We start from the raw sequence: 17,033 nt of genomic DNA, 5'->3' as shown, positions 1-17,033 counted from the left end.
GACGACAGGGTGTTCCGCACCCGACCGGCTACTACGAGTCCCGGATCCGGTCGTCCCCGCGCACGCGGGGGTGTTCCTCCGGCCCGCAGAGACGCGTCCGCACCCGCGCCGTCGACGCGACCGAACGGGACTGACCGAGATCGAAGAACTCGGCCACGATCGGCCCCGCCGCCTTCGATCAGTTGCTCAGCCCGGGACCCGCTGCCACTGCCTGGACGTGGTGGGATCCTGCAGATCCTCGGTCGATACCCGACCTGCGAACGCGAACATCAACATCTACCCTTCGCGCTCTTCACCATTAGTGTTGCATTAGTGATGCACTCGATGGGTAGTCTGGATTCATGAAGACGTTCCCTTTCAGCGCGCTGGCCCGTGACCGCAACGAGGTCTTCCCCGAGCTCGACGTTGCCGATGTGCTCCTGGAGCGGCGAGACGCCGAAAACGTCTGGCTGGTACGCGACGAGCGTTACCAGGCGGCCCGTGCCGCTCTCCTCACGCTGGCCCGATCCATGACCATCGTGGCTCGCTCCAATCGGCTCCTGGCGGAAGAAGCCCTAGCCGAGGACCTCCCCTGGCTGACCTGGCTTCCGGAGCACGAGCGGCCGCAGTGTGTCCGCGAACTCCTCGCTCATCTGCTGGCCGGAGCCGACACCGGGGAACTGCTGCCTTATGCCCGGGCCCGCCGGTCGTGGACCTCCACCGCTCTGGCCTGGAGCGATCCCGAGATCGCCCGTGACCTGGCCAATCCGTTCGACGGTAGCGGCGGACAGTCCGTCGACGGCGCCGAGTGAGCGGCCGAGGCGAAGAGATCCGCCGACCGACTGGATGGATCGTGCGCGCCGCCAACGCCAAAGCTTGAAAGGCATGGCGGGAACTCCGCTCACAGGTCCTGTACGAGACCGGGCAGTTCTTCGTCGAGCTGCCCGTCCGCCACGAGACCAGGCGGCAGGGCCGCCCGTACACCCTGGTGTTGACCAAGACCGAGGCGCTCGTTGAACGAGAACGTCTAACGTGTGAACGTCACGAAGCAGACCTCGCCTGGCTCACCACGAACTGGACTGTTCCTGTCTGATCCGACCGTGGCGCAACGCTCACCGCGCCACGTCAGCGTCGGGCTATCTCCGTGAGGTCGGCCCCGCGCTGCGCATGCGCCTGATGGCCGACGTCGGACGCGAGATCGCCTGCTACGACGGCGCCCTCCCCCTAGCGGATCCCCTCCCTCAGCCTGGGTGACTCCCATATATATTAGATACTTTAATAAGTTGCTGATACAGTTCCGGCGTGACGGAGAAGCGGACGCCCGACTTGGATCCGGGCGAGATGGCGGCGGTGGTCGAGGAGTTCAACGGCTTCTATATCCGGCTGCCGTCGATCCAGCGACACAGCTTCACCACGTTGTCGGTGCTGCACACGCTGGCCCGGCGGAGTCCGATGCGGCTCGGCGAGCTCACCGCGACCGAGCAGGTCACCCAATCGGCCATCACGCAGGTGGTGACCCGGCTCGAGAACGACGGTCTGGTTGAGCGGCGACCCGACCCCCGTGACGGCCGGGCCGTGCTCGTGCACATCACGCCCGCGGGTGCCGAGGTCGTCGCGGCTCGCTACGCCGACCGGGTCGCCCGGCTCGCACCGATTCTCCAGCGGCTCTCGGCCGAAGAGCGCTCCGCGATCGCCGCCGCGCTGCCCGCCCTCCGCCGCATCGCCGAACTCGGCGAGTCCCAGAACGAGCAGCGAGGACGAGCATGACCGACTTCCCCCTGACGCCAACGCCCATTCAAGTGCCCGATGACGTGCTCGCCGATCTGCGACAGCGGCTCGCCCTCACCCGCTGGCCGATCGACGCGGGCAACGACGATTCCTACTACGGCGTCAACCGCACCTACCTGCGGGAGCTGGTCGAGTACTGGCGCGACGAGTACGACTGGCGCAAAGCAGAGGCGTCAATCAACGCGTACGAGCATTACCGCGTCGAGGTGGACGGCGTACCCGTGCACTTCATGCGCCGGCCCGGCGCAGGGCCCAACCCGACACCGCTGATCCTCACGCACGGCTGGCCCTGGACGTTCTGGCACTGGTCCAAGGTCGTCGACCCGCTAGCCGACCCCGGGGCGTACGGGGGCGATCCCGACGAGGCGTTCGACGTGATCGTGCCCTCGTTCCCCGGGTTCGGATTCTCCACCCCGTTGCCGGACCACCCGGACATGAACTTCTGGAAGGTCGCCGACCTCTGGCACACCCTGATGACCGAGACGCTCGGCCACGAGCGGTACGCCGCCGCCGGCTGCGATGTCGGCGCGCTCGTCACCGGGCAGCTCGGGCACAAGCACGCCGACGAGCTTTACGCCATCCACATCGGCTCCGGCCTGAAGCTCGACCTGTTCAACGGCGACCGGGCCTGGGACCTGAGCGGCGGCCAGCCCATCCCCGAAGGGCTGCCCGCAGACGTCCACGCGCAGGTCGTGGCCCGGGACAAACGGTTCGCCGTCCACCTCGCCGCGCACATGCTCGACCCGAGCACCCTTTCGTACGGGCTGTCGGACTCCCCCGCCGGGATGCTCGCCTGGATCCTGCAGCGCTGGATGAGCTGGAGCGACGACGGCGGCGACATCGAGACCGTGTTCGGCAAGGACGACCTGCTCACCCACGCCATGATCTTCTGGGCGAACAACGCGATCGGCACCTCGATCCGCACCTACGCCAACAACAACCGCTACCCGTGGACCCCATCGCACGACCGGTGGCCGGTCGTGGAGGCACCTACCGGCATCACCTTCGTCGGGTACGAGAACCCGCCGGGCGTGACCACCGAGCAGCGGGTCCGCCACTTCGTCGACAGCGACCGGGCCGCCTGGTACAACCACGTCAACCTCACCGCACACGACCGCGGCGGCCACTTCATCCCGTGGGAGATCCCCGGAGAGTGGGTCGAGGACCTGCGCCGCACCTTCCGCGGCCGCCGCTGACGGACGCCCCACCGGGCGGCGCGTAGTTCGCTTCGCATGCGCTGAAACGTGCCGCTACGCCACAGCCGGCGGCAGGCCCGTGGGGTTGTCAGGAGACCCTGCGGCCCCGCCGGCACGGCCCCCTCATCGCGAACGTCGGCGAACCAGCAAGGCCGCGGGTGAGGCCGTCCTGGCCGCCGGGCAAGCCGATCTGGTCTCCTACGGCAGAGCCTTCGTGGCCAACCCCGACCTGGCTGTACGGCGTCCAGTGGGTGGGCATCCCAGCTCCACCGGCCCCGGCCCCGGCGGGGCAGGCGCCGTGTACGCCGGCTCCGGGAGCACCTCCCGGCGCTGCGTCGGAGCTTCGGCCGTTGGTGCCAGGATGGCCGAAGTTCAGGCGGGCGTCGGTTCCGGAGCACCAGGTGGCGTCCTTCCCGCCTCCGGGACCGCCCCAGGATGCGGCGGTGCTTTTGTTGCTGAGGCCACCGCGGCCGCCCTCGGCGCTCGCGCCGCCGCCGGAATGGCCGATGGTCGAGTGGGTGCCATGGCGGATGTCCCGGGGCAAATGCCGGGACGTGCCTCCGGTGCCGACCGTGACGGTCAGTGTGTCGCCGGGGCGGACGAGCAGGGTGCAGGCCGCGGTGGCACCGCCCCCGCCGCCGCTGCCGGGGACCTGGTGAAACCAGGCGAGGGAGCCGGCTCCTCCGCCCCCGGTCAGGACCGCTCTGACCTGGGAGACGCCCGCGGGCACGGTGAAGGTGTAGGTGCCGGGGGTGGCGTACGACTGCGTGGTGGCGGCGTGGGCAGGGCCGGCCGCGGCGAGCAGCAGACCGGCGGCCGCCGCGGCTCCCACTGCGGCTCCTGTGGCGGGGCGGATGAGGTGGCCTGGCCGGGGGGTAGAGGTGCGCATGCACTCTCCGTGGGGTGGTTTCGGGGTCAAGTGTGTGCGCCCCAAGATTGCGACTACGATCCGCATCCGCACGACTACCAAACGAAGTTGATTTGCGCGGACTCGACGCGGCCCACCCGCCAGGCAGGGATTTCGTGATCAAGCGCCAAGTCTCGTGAGTCGCGCGATCTGGCACGTGTACGGCATGAGCTGGGTGCCGCACGACATGTCCAGATGTCCAGCGACACCTACGTCCTCCGGCTGTATGGGGCGTGTAGCGTGACGGGGCCGTCCGGGGTGTGGACGGTCAGGGCGTCGCCCGAGAACGACACGCGGGGGTCGGCGGCGCCGGGCACGATCAGGGTGAGGACGCCTGCCGCAGGCGGGGACACCACGGTCACCACCTCGGCGGTACGCAGGTAGCCGGTCGAGATCAACCCAGGGCGCACCGCCAGCCCCGCTCCGGGGAACTGCAGCAGCGTCACCCGCCACTCCCCGTCCCCGAGCACCACCGCGCCCTCACTCTGGGAGACCGGTTTCAGCGAGGGGGCGAAGTGCCAGAGGCTGCGCAGGGTCCCACGGTCGACGGAGTCCTGTACGGCCATCAGATCGGGCCCGTGGTTGACCAGGACGTGCCGGGTTCTGGTCGGCCCGTACGCGTCGTCGGCCAGTTCGAAGCTCTCGCGTGACGGCCCCGTGGACGAGCCGACGAGCAGCGTGGGGGTGCCGGGGCGGAAGGCGCCTTCCGCAACGGGCACGTTGTGTGCCTCTGGCGAACGGGTCCACTCCACGTACCCCGTCCGCTCGTAGGAGTGGAACCCGGCCTCGACCAGGACGCGGCGGCCCTGGGCGCTGTAGGTGACGCCCAGGTGGTCCTCGTGCCCGTGCATCCGCCGGCCAGGGCCGAACCTGATCGAGTAGTAGGCCGAGCGCGGGTCGTCCCAGGCAGTCCTGCCGAAGACGTACCCGCCGTCGAACACCCGCACCACCGGCCCTTCGTGCGGGAAGCCGTCCGCGCGGGTGCTGGCGGGGCTGTCGCCGATGGGGGCGAGGAAGCCGTCGGGCTGGGTGGCGTGCGCCACGTACGCCTCCAGCGCCGCCCGCCGGGCGATCAACGTCTGAGGCGGCGCCGCGCCGCTCTCGTCGATCGCCCGCAGTGCCACGCCGAGGCGGCGGTGCACGTACAGGCCGTAGCGGGGGGCCTGCTCCCGCAGCGCCCCCTGCTCGTCGATGGCCAGTTCGGCGGAGGCGGTCATCCTGCGGATGGCCAGGTCGCGCCAGCGTGCCCGGCCGAGCCGGCAGCCGACCACCAGCAGCGCGATGTCCTGGTCCAGGCCGTGGTTGTGGCCGGCGCGGTAGAGGGCGCGATCGGCCAGAACCTCGCCGTGTTCGGCCAGGCTGTCCCACAGCAGACGGGTCCGGACGTGCTCGCTCAGGCACACGAGCGCCGGGGCGCGTAACGCGACCGCGTGCTCGGCCCACGCCCACGGGCTGATGCCGGCGCCGCCGCGCGGGTTCTCGCGGATCCACTGCTCGGCCAGGTCGGAGGCGCGGTGGAGGTACGGGTGCTCGCCCGAGCGTTCGAACTCGGCGACCAGGCGGCCCATCCAACGCAGCGCGTGCAGGTTCAGGGCCCAGGAGCGGTTGCCGTGCGGGTTCGCGGTCCAGTCGACGTCCGCGCCCAGCTCGACCGGCGGCATCCCGGCGAACGTGACCCGCCTGCGCATCACCTCCTCCACCTTGATCGCGGGAAACTGGTCGCTCAGGCAGATGGCCCTGCCTGAGGTCGTGCGGGCACGCCAGAACACGTCGTGGCTCCTGTTTTCGGGCAGGCGAAACCCAGCCGCCGCTGTCGTCGTCGCCGTCGTCGTTTCGAAAGGTGGGTGCTAGCGGGGACCCCGGTCCGTCCAGCCCGCCTCGATCACGCGCTCGGTGCGCGGCGACGGGCCGCTGTCGGTGGAGGAGAGCACCTGCGAGGTCTCCGCATCGATGACGAGCGTGCGCCGGTTACCGTTCGCCAGCACGTACGAGAACGCCTCGCCGGGAGGGCTCTCACCCAGATAGCGCACCTCGGGCAGCTCGGCCAGCACGCGGTAGGCGGCGGCGCGGACCGCAGGAGGGGACGGTTTGGTCCACAGCAGACCGCTGAGCGCGTCGGCGAGCAGGCCGGGGGTGTTCGAGGGCAGCATCGCGGCCACCCGTTCCTTGAGCGCCGCCGGATCCGCGGGAAGGCCCTGGATCTGCTCGAACGTCAGATCACGCCCAGCCATGCTGAACGGCGACCGGCCGGTGACCGGCGAGACGCGCTCCCCGTCCGACGTCCACGCCCGGCCGTCCCTGGCCACCCAGAGCTCGGTCACCTCGGACCCGTTCCGCACCTTCTTGATGTGCCAGTACGTACCCTCGGCGCCGGGGACGGAGGCCGCGCTGGTGGCCGCCGCCAGCAGCACGGAACGTCCGGAGACGGGAGGCTCGTGCAGCACCACGAACGCCAGCGCGACGGCCGCCGCCACCGCCGGGATCATCAGCCACGACAGCCGGCTGCGCCTGCGCCTGCCCGTCACGCGCCGCCACACCCTGCCCTGGGCTTGCGGGTCAGGCCGCCGCGTGCCGTACAGCTCTCTGATGCGCTCCAGGTCATCCATGGACCAGCACCTCCCCGAGCAGGGCGCGCAGCTTCTTCCTCGCCCGGCTCAGGCGGGACCCGACGGTGCCGTACGGGATGCCGAGCGCGGTGGCGATCTCGTCGTGGCTCAGCCCGGCGAGCGCGACGAGCAGCAGGACGTCGCGGTCGCGGCGGTCCAGCTCCGCCAGGGCGGCGGCCAGCTCCGGACGTAGGCTCTGGGCGCTGACGCGGACCGCGACCGAGTCCTCGTGACCGGGGGATTCGGGCTCGGGGCCGCAACGCCCGAGCGCGCGCAGGGTGCGGGCCTCGAGGCGGCGGTGCTTGCCGATGAGGTTCGTGGCGATGCCGTACAGCCAGGCACGCACACTCGCACGCGACGGGTCGTAGCGGTCGCGTTTGCGGAACGCCGTCAGGAACGTCTCGGCCACGACGTCCTCCGCGTTGTCCAGGCCGAGCCGCTGGGCCACATAGGCGTGGATCTCGCCGAAGTGGGCGTCGAACACCTCGGCGAACACCTCCTCGTCCAGGGCGCCCGGCGCGCGGGCCACCCAGGGCACCGGCATCGCGATCGTCTCCCCCGTCATGCGCAGCCTTCCGACGTTTCAGTGGTCATCTCTTATCACCCGATACGCCGGATCACTTTCATGCCCCGCTCATTCCAGGAGACGGCGTCTCTGCGCCTTCAGGCGAGCGGCACCTGACGTGAGGCTCCCCTGCCGTGTACGGCAATCGCCGCCCCGAGGGCAAGGGCGGCGTATCCGCAGGTCACGGCCAAGCCTGCCCATGGCGGGAGCGGGTGATAGCCACCGAGCAGCGACTGGTTGACGTCCACATGCGCGAACGTGGGGACGCTCTGCGTGATCGCGAACCCGGCGGCAGGAGTGATCATCAGCAGCCACGGCACCAGTCCTGCGGTCGCCAGCAGGGAGGGTACGACCACCAGCGCGACGGCCAGGCCGATGGCGACCATGCCCCGCTTGACCAGCACGGCGAAGCCCACGGCCAGCACGGCGGCGGCCGCGGTCAGCGCCGCGTAGCCGACGATCACCCGGAGTTCGGTGGCCAGGGTGATCGGCTGAATCGGGTTCTGATTGGCACGCAAGACCGCCATGCCGACAGGGACCACGGCCCCTGAGGCCACCAGCCCCGTAACGAACGCGACCGCGCCGATCACCGCGGCCTTGACGGCCAGCAGCCGCGCCGGATGCGGCGCGACCGGGAAGCCGGCCCCGATCGGCCCGCGCCGATGTTCCGCCGTGAGGAACGTGACCGCCACCGCGAGCACCGGGATCAGCCCCAGGGCCCCGCCGATGAGGGTGAGGTCGGCACGCAGACCGCCCTCCGCCGTGGCGGGCCCGATGTCGCCGCCCCCGGTCACGATGAGCCGGTCGCCGGACTCGACGGCCCGGCCCGGGTGATGCGGGGTCCTGCCGTCGGACTCCAGGGTGACGCCGACGTCGTCGTGGCGCCACGAACCGTTCGCGCCCCGTAGCACGATCTGGTCGAAGGTGGCGGTGACCTGGGCGAAGGCTGAGGCCGTGGCCCACAAGGCGCCTGGCGAGGTGGCGAACAGCCCGATCTCCACCGTCTCCGGCAGCCCGGTCAGCTCGACCGTGCTGACCTCGGTCCACGTCTTGCCGTCGTCCGACTCGTAGCCGGTGATGGTGTCGCCCGACCTGGTCAGCCGCAGCCACTGCGGGCCGTTGTGCGGACCGCCGGGCACGTCGTGGGTGAAGTTGTGCTGCATCCGCACGCCGTGATCTCCGGTGAGCATGACGGCGGCGTACGGTGTGCCCTGCTTGAGGCTCTGCCTGACGAGGAGCCCGGCCTTGGCCCACGGCACCACCCCCTCCTTGACGTTGCGCGCCCCGGGTACGGCGTCCGGCACCCGCATCTGCCCGGTCATGTCCGACACGCGGGCGGTGATGCCGCCGTTCCCGGTGAGCGGCTGGTGGACGAAGAAGTACTTGTCCCTGACCGCCGTACCATCGGGTCCTACCAAGGGCGCGGGGCAGGGGCCCTCGCCTTTCCCCGTCACGCAGGTGCTGCGGGCGCCCCCGGCGATCAGCAGTCCGAGCGACACGGTGACCAGCACGGAGGCCGCCATGGCGAGCCCCCAGCCGCACACGGCGCGGAACCTGGCCCACTCCGCGCGCAGCAACCGGGGGAATCCGTTCTGCCCGGCCCGCTGGCCGGATCGGTACGGCGTTGATGAACTCATGCCGACGGTTGTAGGCCGCACCCGGTTCCAGCCCGGTCGCAGCGGCTGCGACCGGGCTGGAACCCGGGATCTGGCATCGTTGACGGCATGGCACCTCGACCTGGCGGCCGGTTCGATCGCCCCGACCGCACGACGACCGGCGGTGGGTGGCGGTGAGGGTCCTCGTCGTCGAGGACTTCGAGGTCCTCGCCCGCTCCATCGGAACCGGGCTGCGCCGCGAGGGCATGGCGGTCGACGTCGTCCTGGACGGAACCGCCGCCCTCGACCGGGTGGCCGCCACCCGCTACGACGTGGTGATCCTCGACCGCGATCTGCCCGGCGTCCACGGGGACGAGATCTGCCGGCGGCTCGCCCACGACCGCTGTGAGACCCGCGTGCTGATGCTCACCGCCTCCGGCACGATCGAGGACCGCGTCCACGGGCTCAGCCTCGGCGCTGACGACTACCTGCCCAAGCCGTTCGCGTTCGCCGAACTGGTCGCCCGCGTCCGTGCCCTGGCCCGCCGCGCCACACCGCCGCTGCCGCCCACCCTGGCCTGCGGGGACATCACCCTCGACCCGGCCCGCCGCACCGCGTTCCGGGCCGGCCGGCGTCTTGAGCTGAGCCCCAGGGAGTTCGCCCTGCTCGAATGCCTGCTCGCCGTGCCCGGTCTGGTCATCTCCGCCGAAGAACTGCTCGAACGCGTCTGGGACGAGGCCGCCGACCCCTTCAGCAGCGCCGTCAAGCACACCATGCACCGGTTGCGGGCCAAGCTCGGCGACCCGCCCGTGATCGAGACCATCCGCGAAGGCGGCTACCGCATCGGACCGTCATGACCTCCCGGCGACTCGCCAGCAGGCCCTTGCAGAAGCGGCTCGCGCTCGCCTACGCGGCGGGCATCTACGCCGCCGGGGTCTTCGTGCTCGTCATGGTCGACGTCCCGCTCGTCAGCATCCACGCGGCCATCCCCAAGGACGACCCCTCACCGAGCGCGATCGCCGAGGCCGGGCCCGGGATCAGCCTGCCCCAGCTCCTCGCGGGATCCGCCGTCGCCCTGGTCATCCTGATCCCCGTCGCCCTGGCGCTCGGCTGGTACGTCGCCGGCCGGTTCCTGCACCCGCTGCGCGCCATCACCGCCACCGCCCAAGTCATCTCCGCCGGAAACCTGCACCGGCGCCTCGACCTCGGCGAGCCCACGGACGAGCTGACCGAGCTCGGCCACACCCTCGACGACCTGTTCGCCCGCCTGCAAGCTTCCTTCGACGCCCAGCGCCACTTCGTCGCCAACGCCTCCCACGAGCTGCGCACCCCCCTCGCCGGCCTGCGTACCCTCCTCGAAGTCGCCCTCGCCGACCCTGATGCCGACACCGACACCCTGCGCGCGGCCTGCCAGGACGCCCTCGCCCTGGGCGAACACCAGGAACGGATCGTCGAGGCACTGCTCACCCTGGCCACCAGCGAGCGCGGCGTCACCCGCTGGGACACCCTCGACCTCGCCCACGTCGTCGAAGAAGTGCTCGGCTCCCGCCGCGAACAGGCCATGCGGAAAGACCTCGGCCTCGCCGAACACCTCACGCCCGCGGTGACAGCCGGGGACCCGAAACTGATCGAAAGCCTCGTCGCCAACCTCATCGACAACGCCATCCGCCACAACCACGCAGACGGGCAGGTGGAGGTCACCACGCAGACCTCCGGCTCCCAGGTGGCCCTGACGGTCACCAACAGCGGGCCGGTCATCCCCGAGAACCAGATCCACCGCCTGTTCCAGCCCTTCCAGAAACTGGCGCCCGATCGTCACGGCCGCCGCGACGGCTACGGCCTCGGCCTCGCCATCGTCAACGCCGTCGCCCAAGCTCACCACGCCACCCTCACCACCACCGCACGCCCCGAAGGCGGCCTGTCCATCACCGTGCGCTTCGTGAACGGATCTCATCCGAGCCACCGAGAAGGGCAGAACTCGTACGTCTGAGGGAGTGGGGCCGAATCCTCAGGCCATGACCTCGGACAGGGGGCGGCGGACCGAGTCCTTGTCGTCGAAGGTGACACCCAGCCGCATGATCATCTGGGGATACTGGCCCGAGCAGAGTTCGCACCGTAGAAACTCGCGCAGCAGGCCCATCTCCAGCGCCTGCGTGTGGAAGGCGGCGCTCACCCCGTACGCGGCGGCGTACAGCAGGACGTGCTGCAGCGCCTGCCCGGCGTCGATCCACTCCTGGCGGCCGTCTCCTGGCGTGGTGAGCAGCGCCACGACCCCGACGGACGTCGCGGCTCGCTGGTCGGCCTGGCTGCCCCAGTCGTGTTGCCAGGAATAGTCCCGCTGTGGGAAGTCGGGGTCGGTGCGCATCGCCTGGCGCGGGTAGCCCTCGGCAGGCACTCCGTCCGTACGGCTGCTGCCGGGCGGCTGGGCCCAGCGGATCAGCTCCAGGCTGAAACGCTGGTCCTGGGCCTGCACACCCTGCGCCGCCTGGGTGAGCGCGGCGATGACCTTGACCGCCCGCGGGGAACGGACAGGAGTCAGCCTGGCCCCCTCCTCCATGGCCGCGCGAGCCAGGCGTTCGATCAGTGCGTCCGGTACCTGCACGTCGGCGAAGCCGGCCCGATGGGTGCGGCGGCGTTCGATCTGACGGCCCAGCACCTTGATGGACTCGTCGGGCGGCACTTCGACCCCTGGCCGGAGCGTGGCGAGCAACGACGGGCGGTCCGGGTCGGGCAGGATGCGCACCTCCGGTTCGAAGCCCTCGCAACGCATCGCCGTACGCATGGTGAACAGGGCGGCGCCGCAACCGATCAGCAGCTCGCGGCCGGAGGCGTCGCCGACGCGGAGCTTTCTGTCCGTGTCGGCGCGCAGGCTGATCTCCTCTCGGGAGATCGAGAAGGCCCACGGCTGCGTGTTGTGGATGGACGGCGCCCAGCGCGCGGCCTCCACCGCGGTGTCCAGCGCGTGCTTCGCCGAGAGAACAGCCATGATCCCCCCTCCCAGGAGCCTGTCTTCAGCGCATCACGCTGGGGCGGCCCCCGTCAGGGCCGAACGTCCCGCGCCGCCAGGGCCGTCAGCCCTTTGTCGTGATCCGCCGACCTACTGCGGCACGGAAAGTTGGCCAGGGGCACAAAGGAGGGACTTTCGCCCCTAACGCGGGGCGGGTCGAGCTAGGAGGTTGAGGGTATGCGGCGTGATTCGTCCGGACTTCAGGTGCTCTCACGCGAGGAGTGCCTGCGACTGCTGTGCACGACACCGATCGGGCGGATCGTGTTCACCGATCAGGCCCTGCCGGCCGTCCAGCCGGTCACTTTCCGCCTCGACGGCCAGTCCATCGTGATCCGTACCTCGATCGGGTCACGGCTGGCGGCGGCCACCCGGCGTTCCGTCGTGGCCTTCGAGGCCGACGAGTACGATCCCGAGCGGCGTACCGGCTGGTCGGTGACCGCGGTGGGGCACTCACGGGCCGCGACCGATCCTGCCGAGATAGACCGGCTGGCGGGCCTGCCGTTGACGGCCTGGGCGCCCAACGGCCTGGGTCACTACATCGTGGTCGAGGCCGAGCAGGTGTCCGGCCGTCGCATCACCGGCTGAACGCTACGAGGCGGGGGACGGTGAACTGCCGCAGTTGTCCGGCCTCCGAGCGGTGTGCCCGTCCGGTGCGGCGCCGGACGCCGTCTGCCTGCGAAACGACTCGTAGACGTCGATCAGCATCCGTCGCTGCCGCTTGGTGATGGTCGCATCGGCCAGAATGGCGTCAGGGACGTTGGGGCGCCTGCGACCCGCGATGAAGTCGATCAGAGTGCACAGCATGTGGACCGAGACGCGCAAGCCGTAGACGAGCGGGCGAAGGGCCAAGGCCAATGGCGTCCACCGCGCCTGCCTCGCCCGGCCCTGATGAGGGGCGAACACCTTGACCGGCACCCGGGTTGCGGTCAGGACCGGGCCTTGGACGGACGTGCGCCGCCTCGAAGAGCCATCAGAGCCGCGAGCGCCGTACCGGCGGTAACAACCGCAACCACGATGATCGCCTTGCGCATGACCCCACCTCAACTACATACTGTGATGATTCATTACGAACTGTAGTATCGCCGCTTCGGCCGTGCCGAAATCTCGCGCCGGTTCCCGGGATTCACCAAATACGTAAACAAGGCGCGCGGGCAACCTGGCCCTGCGGCCGTACCCGGGCCGATCATCCGCGGCCGCCCGGTCGCTTCTTCGTCGGCATGACGCCCGCGAACACCGGCATGAGCCCGCTGACCTCAAGGAGCCACAGCACCCGATCGGACAAACCGGTCAGCTCGAACGTCACCCCCGACGCTCGGGCGGTACGGTCGCACAATCGCAGCGCCCTCAGTCCCGACATATCACAAAAGGTCAAACCGGACAGGTCGAGTACGACTCGCCGTTTGGCGTTCGCGATCACATTGTCCACCAGTACGTTGAGCGGCTCAGCAGTCGCGAGGTCCAGTTCACCTGCGAGGCCCAGCACGGTCTTGCCGTCAGACGCCCGCGTGGTCACACGAAGTGGCCTGCACGCGTGGCACAGAAGGCGGATCCCCTCGGCCTGCTCGTGGGCCGGTTCGTCTTGCTGTGTTCCCATGATTGCCCCCGTTCTCAGCGACAAGCCTGGCAATCCGGACGAGCGAGCCAAAGAGGCGAAGGTCCCACTGACGGTGCCGAATGGCCCACCATGCGGCCACTGCTTCACCACGCGGGCACAGTACGACGCCCACCCCGTGGAGGAGTGGGCGATCGAGCTGACGCTATCTGAGGTAGCTGTTGCGCCGGACGATCGGCAAGCCGCCGAGCCCAAGGGTGGCACCGGCGTCGGCCAGGGCCAGACCGGCCAGGACGGCGGCGTAGACGAGGTGCTCGTCCATGAACGGATTGGTGTCCAGGGGCAGCCCTGCCGCCCACATGAGGGCCAGCATCAGACCGCCGGCGACCGCGGCGATCCGGGTGCCGACGCCCAGCACCAGCGCCAGCCCCACGCCCAGCAGACCGGCCATGAACAGCCAGTCGACCCACGCCTGCCCCGCCAGGCCGGCGAAGAAGCCGCCGAGCGCGTTCTCACCGGCGCCCTTGAGGAACCCGGTCGTCGGGCTGCCGCCGGAGAGCCAGGAACGGTCCGCCGGGGTCGCTAACCCCCAGCCGAAGGTCTTGTCCAGGAACGCCCACAGGAAGATCCAGCCGATCGCGATGCGGGCGACGGCCCAGGCATAGTCGACCGGACGGCGCTGGGCGGTGGTGCGGGTCTCCATGAAAGACGGGTTGACGGTGGCGGCCATGACGGTTCCTTTCGGCGGGGATTGGCATTCCTTTGCGCACGCCAAGCACACCGCGTCGCCCTTCTTCGAGGCAGTGGCGTACGTCCCGCGATGTCAGGACCTTCGTCCCGTCAAGGCCACAGAGGAACGGCTGACCGGCCTGCCTCTTCCCAGAGGGCTCTCACAACGGGATCAGCCAGCGCAGCCGCGTCCCGCCTGCTTCGGGCGTCTCCACCTGGGCGGCGCCGCCCAGCCGGATGGCGCGTTCCTCGATGTTGCGCAGCCCGCTCCGGCGCTCCGTCTCCCCCACGCCGACCCCGTCGTCCGTCACCACGAGGGAGAGCTCGGTGCCCGCCGCCTCGACGAGAACATCGGCGCGGGTCGCCCTGGAGTGGCGGACCACGTTCGACAGGGCCTCGCGCAACACCGCCAGCAGGTGCTCGGCGACCGGCGCGGGCACCACCGTGTCGATCTGCCCCTCCATCCGCAGGCCCGGCATGAACCCCAAGTGCCCGGCGGCGCCCTCCACCAGCTCCACGATCTGCCCCCGCAGGCTGGGCTCGGCATCCCCTGAGCCCTGCAACGCGAAGATGGACGAGCGGATCTGCCGGATGGTCTCGTCCAGCTCGTCGATCGTGTGCTGGATCCGCTTGGCCGCCTCCGGCCGTTCCACCAGCCGGATCGTGCTCATCAACGTCATCGCGGTCGCGAACAGCCGCTGGATCACCACGTCGTGCAGATCCTTGGCGATCCGGTCACGATCCTCCAGCAGGCCCAGCCGCTCGGCGTCCCGGCGCGCCTCGGCCAGTTCGAGCGCGATCGCCGCCTGCCCGGCGAACGCCTGCAGCATTTGCTCGTCCTCCCCGCTGAACGGCAGCCGCCCGCTCCGCTTGGCCAGGACCAGCACCCCGCGCACCCGGGGCACCGCTCCCAGCGGCACCATCAGCCCCGGTCCGTAACCGCAGCGGCGCAGCGGCGACTCCGGGTAGGAAGTCTTCTGCATGTCCGCGTCGGACACCGGCTCCCCCTGGGTGAACACGTCGCCCACCATCGTGGCCGACCTCTCGAACGCGGTGCCCAGCAGCTCCTCCGCGCCCTCGCCCTCCGCGACCTCGACGATCAGCGCCTGCCCGGACGGGTCCGGCAGCAGCACCTGGACCAGGTCCGCGTCGCTCATCTCGCGGGCCTGGGTCGCCACCAGGCTCAGCACCCGGCGGGGATCGGCTCCGGACAGCAGGCTCGTGCTCACCTCTGAGGACGCCTGGAGCCAGGTCTCACGCCGTCGCGTCTCCGCGTACAGGCGGGCGTTCTCCACGGCGACGCCGGCGGCGGTGGCGAGGGCTATCACGATGGCCTCGTCCTCCTCGTCGAACTCGCCGCCGCCGCGCTTCTCCGTCAGGTAAAGGTTTCCGAAAACCTCGTCGCGCACCCGTACGGGGACCCCGAGGAAGGTGCCCATCGGCGGGTGGCCGGGCGGGAAGCCGTACGACTCGGGATGGTCGGAGATGCGGCTCAGCCGGAGGGGACGCGCGTCCTTGATCAACAGACCGAGCAGCCCCAGGCCGTGCGGCCAGTGCGCGATCCTGGCGATCTCCTCCTCGGTCAGCCCCACCGGGATGAACTGAATCAGCGTGTTCTCGTGGCCGACCACGCCCAGCGCGCCGTAGCTGGCGTCGACCAGCTTGGTCGCCGTCTCCACGATCCGGCGCAGCACGGTCTCCAGATCGAGATCACTGCCCACCGACACCACGGCCTCGACCAGCGCATGCACGCGGTCCCGAGTGGCCAGCACGGCGTTCAGCCGCACCTGCAGCTCGGCCAGCAGCTCATCGAGCCGCATCTGCGGCATCACCGGATGACGCTCGCCCTCCACACTCACCAGTGTGACACCGGACCCGCGGCTGGACCTATCCGCAGACCCTCACGGCAGGTCCCCGCGGCGGTGAACATCGTCGCAGACCGCGTCACGCCCACGGGGTGGGCACGCTTACGCGATGATCCGGCCAACTCCTGGTCACGATCACGCCGGGCTCCCACACGAACCCCCTGTTCCGTCCCTGGCCGCTGCCTCCGTCATCTTGGGGCGTGCCGGGTGGTCGGATAGCGTCGTATACATGATTCGTGTGTTCCTCGTCGACGATCACGAGGTCGTGCGGAGGGGTGTCGCGGCGCTGCTGGAGTCCGAGGACGACATCCAGGTCATCGGGGAAGCCGGCACGGCCGAGTCCGCCGTCGCCCGCATCCCCGCGCTCAAGCCCGACGTGGCGGTGCTGGACGTGCGACTCCCTGACGGCAGCGGCGTGGACGTGTGCCGTGAGGTGCGCTCCCGGCTACCGGGGCTGGCGTGCCTGATGCTGACCTCGTACGCCGACGACGACGCGCTGTTCGACGCGGTGATGGCCGGCGCGGCGGGCTACGTGCTCAAGCAGATTCACGGCTCCGACCTCGTGGGCGCGGTCCGTACGGTGGCCTCGGGGCAGTCTCTGCTCGACCCGCAGACCACCGCCGCCATGCTGCAGCGCCTGCGCGAGCAGGCGGTCAGGAAGGACCCACTCGCGGCACTGTCCGAGCAGGAACGGCACATCCTCGACCTGATCGGCGAGGGACTGACCAACCGGCAGATCGGCGAACGGATGTTCCTGGCGGAGAAGACCGTCAAGAACTACGTGTCCAACCTGCTGGCCAAGCTCAACATGCAGCGCCGCACCCAGGCCGCCGCACTGGCCGCCCGCCTACGCAACGATCGCCGCAAATGACCCGACCCGGAGCACGGCTGCCGGGCAGTGGCCGTGGCGCGGGACGGCCCCACTGAGCAGGGCGCTTGGCTGGCCATCGAGGACGCCGTCGTCCTCGCCGGCGCACTCGACCGCAGCGCCGTGCCCGAGGCGCTGATCGCGTACGACGCTCAGCGACGACCACGGACCCAGCCGATGGCGAAACTGTCCGGTCAGCTCGGCCACGTCCTCCAGACCGGTAACCCCGTCGCGGCGACCCTCCGCAACGCCCTCACCCGGCTCCTGCCGACCGGCGTCTTCCTCCGGCTCGCCGGAAGCGCCTTCGCATGGACGCCACCCGACCGTCCGACGCCACCCGGCCCTCCGACGAGCGGCGGCAGGCCGACCGGGTGAG

Annotated in this window: 18 protein-coding genes; 8 read left to right on the top strand and 10 right to left on the bottom strand. The window is 70.3% G+C overall.

Features of this window, described 5'->3' with window-relative positions; all coding sequences use genetic code 11:
- Positions 1-341: 341 nt before the first annotated feature.
- From ABD844_RS47780 to ABD844_RS47770, 3 genes are all read left to right on the top strand, one after another.
- A complete protein-coding gene (locus ABD844_RS47780; protein WP_344894954.1) occupies positions 342-791 on the top strand; it encodes a hypothetical protein in 450 nt (149 codons plus the stop codon).
- A gap of 490 nt (positions 792-1,281) precedes the next feature.
- Positions 1,282-1,746, top strand: a complete 465-nt coding sequence (locus tag ABD844_RS47775) for a MarR family winged helix-turn-helix transcriptional regulator (RefSeq protein ID WP_344894951.1) — start codon at positions 1,282-1,284, stop codon at positions 1,744-1,746.
- The gene (locus tag ABD844_RS47770) at positions 1,743-2,963 is read left to right on the top strand and encodes an epoxide hydrolase family protein (protein WP_344894948.1); all 1,221 of its coding nucleotides are present in this window, start codon (positions 1,743-1,745) and stop codon (positions 2,961-2,963) included. Before ABD844_RS47775 ends, ABD844_RS47770 begins: the two co-directional genes overlap by 4 nt.
- Positions 2,964-3,051: 88 nt before the next feature.
- On the opposite strand, the gene ABD844_RS47765 is transcribed toward ABD844_RS47770, so the two are convergent.
- The 5 genes from ABD844_RS47765 to ABD844_RS47745 all read right to left on the bottom strand — a co-directional run bounded on the left by ABD844_RS47765 (position 3,052) and on the right by ABD844_RS47745 (position 8,678).
- Positions 3,052-3,852, bottom strand: coding sequence for a glycine-rich domain-containing protein (locus tag ABD844_RS47765; protein WP_344894945.1), 801 nt, complete (start codon positions 3,850-3,852; stop codon positions 3,052-3,054).
- A 227-nt stretch (positions 3,853-4,079) separates the two neighbouring features.
- A complete protein-coding gene (locus ABD844_RS47760; RefSeq protein ID WP_344894942.1) occupies positions 4,080-5,639 on the bottom strand; it encodes a heparinase II/III domain-containing protein in 1,560 nt (519 codons plus the stop codon).
- 78 nt (positions 5,640-5,717) lie between these two features.
- Complete coding sequence (locus ABD844_RS47755) at positions 5,718-6,476, bottom strand: hypothetical protein (RefSeq protein ID WP_344894939.1); 759 nt, start codon at positions 6,474-6,476, stop codon at positions 5,718-5,720.
- Complete coding sequence (locus ABD844_RS47750) at positions 6,469-7,041, bottom strand: RNA polymerase sigma factor (RefSeq protein WP_344894936.1); 573 nt, start codon at positions 7,039-7,041, stop codon at positions 6,469-6,471. Before ABD844_RS47750 ends, ABD844_RS47755 begins: the two co-directional genes overlap by 8 nt.
- Before the next feature lie 98 nt (positions 7,042-7,139).
- Positions 7,140-8,678, bottom strand: coding sequence for a DUF1349 domain-containing protein (locus tag ABD844_RS47745; RefSeq protein ID WP_344894933.1), 1,539 nt, complete (start codon positions 8,676-8,678; stop codon positions 7,140-7,142).
- A gap of 152 nt (positions 8,679-8,830) precedes the next feature.
- On the opposite strand from ABD844_RS47745, the gene ABD844_RS47740 reads away from it, so the two are divergent.
- Positions 8,831-9,493 carry a response regulator transcription factor gene (locus tag ABD844_RS47740; RefSeq protein ID WP_344894930.1) on the top strand — a complete coding sequence of 221 codons (663 nt, stop codon included), beginning with the start codon at positions 8,831-8,833 and terminating at the stop codon, positions 9,491-9,493.
- The gene (locus ABD844_RS47735; RefSeq protein ID WP_344894927.1) at positions 9,490-10,626 is read left to right on the top strand and encodes a sensor histidine kinase; all 1,137 of its coding nucleotides are present in this window, start codon (positions 9,490-9,492) and stop codon (positions 10,624-10,626) included. The genes ABD844_RS47740 and ABD844_RS47735 overlap by 4 nt, the downstream gene beginning before the upstream one ends.
- Positions 10,627-10,644: 18 nt before the next feature.
- Here the strand turns inward: ABD844_RS47735 and ABD844_RS47730 are convergent, their stop codons facing one another.
- Positions 10,645-11,622 (bottom strand): Acg family FMN-binding oxidoreductase, encoded by a 978-nt coding sequence (locus ABD844_RS47730; RefSeq protein ID WP_344894924.1) that lies wholly within the window; start codon positions 11,620-11,622, stop codon positions 10,645-10,647.
- Positions 11,623-11,820: 198 nt separating this feature from the next.
- Between ABD844_RS47730 and ABD844_RS47725 the strand changes: the two genes are divergently transcribed.
- Positions 11,821-12,228, top strand: a complete 408-nt coding sequence (locus tag ABD844_RS47725) for a pyridoxamine 5'-phosphate oxidase family protein (RefSeq protein ID WP_344894921.1) — start codon at positions 11,821-11,823, stop codon at positions 12,226-12,228.
- A gap of 3 nt (positions 12,229-12,231) precedes the next feature.
- Here the strand turns inward: ABD844_RS47725 and ABD844_RS47720 are convergent, their stop codons facing one another.
- The 4 genes from ABD844_RS47720 to ABD844_RS47705 form a co-directional block, all read right to left on the bottom strand.
- Entirely contained in the window at positions 12,232-12,558 is a 327-nt protein-coding gene (locus ABD844_RS47720; RefSeq protein WP_344894918.1) for a hypothetical protein, read from the bottom strand.
- 268 nt (positions 12,559-12,826) lie between these two features.
- On the bottom strand, positions 12,827-13,348 hold the full coding sequence (locus ABD844_RS47715; protein WP_344894915.1) for an STAS domain-containing protein: 522 nt from the start codon (positions 13,346-13,348) through the stop codon (positions 12,827-12,829).
- A gap of 52 nt (positions 13,349-13,400) precedes the next feature.
- A complete protein-coding gene (locus ABD844_RS47710; protein WP_344894912.1) occupies positions 13,401-13,925 on the bottom strand; it encodes a hypothetical protein in 525 nt (174 codons plus the stop codon).
- Positions 13,926-14,085: 160 nt separating this feature from the next.
- A complete protein-coding gene (locus ABD844_RS47705) occupies positions 14,086-15,753 on the bottom strand; it encodes a sensor histidine kinase (protein ID WP_344895129.1) in 1,668 nt (555 codons plus the stop codon).
- Positions 15,754-16,018: 265 nt separating this feature from the next.
- Here ABD844_RS47705 and ABD844_RS47700 point away from each other — a divergent pair, with 265 nt between their 5' ends.
- Both ABD844_RS47700 and ABD844_RS47695 read left to right on the top strand, forming a co-directional pair.
- Positions 16,019-16,660, top strand: coding sequence for a response regulator transcription factor (locus ABD844_RS47700; RefSeq protein ID WP_344894909.1), 642 nt, complete (start codon positions 16,019-16,021; stop codon positions 16,658-16,660).
- Between the two features lie 33 nt (positions 16,661-16,693).
- Positions 16,694-17,032, top strand: coding sequence for a hypothetical protein (locus ABD844_RS47695; protein WP_344894906.1), 339 nt, complete (start codon positions 16,694-16,696; stop codon positions 17,030-17,032).
- The last annotated feature ends 1 nt before the right edge of the window (position 17,033 follow it).

Source organism: Nonomuraea antimicrobica, from assembly GCF_039536965.1.
Classification (GTDB): domain Bacteria; phylum Actinomycetota; class Actinomycetes; order Streptosporangiales; family Streptosporangiaceae; genus Nonomuraea; species Nonomuraea antimicrobica.
Note: the sequence above shows the minus strand (reverse complement) of the source record. Positions and strands in the feature narration are given on the sequence as shown.

What these genes read in the sequence shown, in the direction of transcription:
- ABD844_RS47700 (WP_344894909.1), top strand. Translation starts at nt 16,019, where the DNA reads ATGATTCGTGTGTTCCTCGTCGACGATCACGAGGTCGTGCGGAGGGGT.
- ABD844_RS47780 (WP_344894954.1), top strand. Translation starts at nt 342, where the DNA reads ATGAAGACGTTCCCTTTCAGCGCGCTGGCCCGTGACCGCAACGAGGTC.
- ABD844_RS47705 (WP_344895129.1), bottom strand. Translation starts at nt 15,753, where the DNA reads ATGCCGCAGATGCGGCTCGATGAGCTGCTGGCCGAGCTGCAGGTGCGG.
- ABD844_RS47750 (WP_344894936.1), bottom strand. Translation starts at nt 7,041, where the DNA reads ATGACGGGGGAGACGATCGCGATGCCGGTGCCCTGGGTGGCCCGCGCG.
- ABD844_RS47710 (WP_344894912.1), bottom strand. Translation starts at nt 13,925, where the DNA reads ATGGCCGCCACCGTCAACCCGTCTTTCATGGAGACCCGCACCACCGCC.
- ABD844_RS47770 (WP_344894948.1), top strand. Translation starts at nt 1,743, where the DNA reads ATGACCGACTTCCCCCTGACGCCAACGCCCATTCAAGTGCCCGATGAC.
- ABD844_RS47730 (WP_344894924.1), bottom strand. Translation starts at nt 11,622, where the DNA reads ATGGCTGTTCTCTCGGCGAAGCACGCGCTGGACACCGCGGTGGAGGCC.
- ABD844_RS47755 (WP_344894939.1), bottom strand. Translation starts at nt 6,476, where the DNA reads ATGGATGACCTGGAGCGCATCAGAGAGCTGTACGGCACGCGGCGGCCT.
- ABD844_RS47735 (WP_344894927.1), top strand. Translation starts at nt 9,490, where the DNA reads ATGACCTCCCGGCGACTCGCCAGCAGGCCCTTGCAGAAGCGGCTCGCG.
- ABD844_RS47725 (WP_344894921.1), top strand. Translation starts at nt 11,821, where the DNA reads ATGCGGCGTGATTCGTCCGGACTTCAGGTGCTCTCACGCGAGGAGTGC.
- ABD844_RS47745 (WP_344894933.1), bottom strand. Translation starts at nt 8,678, where the DNA reads ATGAGTTCATCAACGCCGTACCGATCCGGCCAGCGGGCCGGGCAGAAC.
- ABD844_RS47765 (WP_344894945.1), bottom strand. Translation starts at nt 3,852, where the DNA reads ATGCGCACCTCTACCCCCCGGCCAGGCCACCTCATCCGCCCCGCCACA.